General features: G+C 71.6%; 1 protein-coding gene. It reads right to left on the bottom strand.

From position 1 onward, the window contains the following. Positions 1–222: 222 nt before the first annotated feature. Positions 223–801, bottom strand: a complete 579-nt coding sequence (locus AOK22_RS28170) for a restriction endonuclease (RefSeq protein WP_055701532.1) — start codon at positions 799–801, stop codon at positions 223–225. Positions 802–1275 lie beyond the last annotated feature (474 nt).

Genomic DNA, 1275 nt, shown 5'->3' with positions numbered 1-1275 from the left:
CCTCCCGACCCGTCATCGCGACGGTTCGGCGATCAGCTCCGCCCATCGGCGCGTCGTCCTGGACCTGAGGTTCTGCGTGCCGTCGTGACGTGGTGCCCCGGTTCCACCGCGACGCGATGACCGGGAGCCCGGACGACACAGGGGCCCTGCCTTCCCGCCCGAGCGGGTGAGCAGGGCCCCGCCTCGTGCGGCGGCCGTACGCCGCACGACCGGGTCCGGCCGTCAGTCGCGGTCCGGATGCAGCCGCCGGTTGTTCCCCGAGCTGCCGATGTCCAGGTCGAGGAACGACGCGAGCGGCGTGCCGCTGTTCCAGAAGCCGAGCAGGTTGATGTCGATGAGGCACAGCTCCTGCCGGGCGGCGAACTCGCGGGCGGGCTTGGTGAAGACGCAGGAGGCCACGAAGACGGGCACGTCGGCTCCGTGTTCGGCGCGGGCCGTGCCGTTGAAGGTCTGGATGTCACGGCTGCCGACGGCACGGTGCTTGGCGTAGCGCTTGCACTGGACGACGAGACGACGGCCGTCGGGCAGACGGCCGGTCACATCGGCGCCGAGGTCGCCTGCGCCGCCCACACGCTTGACGTCGGTGCAGCCGTCCCGACGGCACAGTTCGGCGACGTACTCCTCGAACGCGCGGTCGTCCATCGCCCACACCGCCTCCAGCGACCGGCGAGCCTGCCGCTTCGCGTCCTCGGCGAGCCGCGCCTGCTCCGCTCTGGCCTCCCTCCGGCCGGCCCGCACCAGGGCCGTGCAGACGACCGCGGCCACGACGCCCACCAACGCCACCAGCAGCACTGTGCCCATGCGTACCCCCCATCGGTTCGAGTCCCTCGATGGTCCCGCTGACGACGGGCCGGTGCCAGAGGCAGCCGAGGTGCGGGAACAGCCGCCGGAACCACCGCAGGGACCTACCGCCCGGCCGGACGCCTCACGGAGTCCGTGCGCCGTCGCCGAACATGGCGAGCGCGCTGTCGAGCGCGTCGTCGCCGGACAGCGACTCCAGGAACTCCGTGCCACCAGCGGAGGCTTCGGCGCCGCGCGGGAACATGNNCGGCGCCGATGATCGTGACGTGCGTATCAGTGCTCATGGCGATTCCTTACGTTGCGCATGCACTGCCGGGTGGGCACCCGGCGGGAACACCACGAATCCGGCGAACCTCACCGACAGTCCGCCGACAGCCGGTCCACAGCGCCCGATACACGACCGACACGGCCGGTGACCGGCGGTTTGCCCTCACGAAGGCCGACCCCCACAACGAACGAGTCCCACCCCGTGAA

Source organism: Streptomyces silaceus (genome assembly GCF_001419745.1).
Classification (GTDB): domain Bacteria; phylum Actinomycetota; class Actinomycetes; order Streptomycetales; family Streptomycetaceae; genus Streptomyces; species Streptomyces silaceus.
This window is presented reverse-complemented; position numbering and strand designations above follow the sequence as displayed.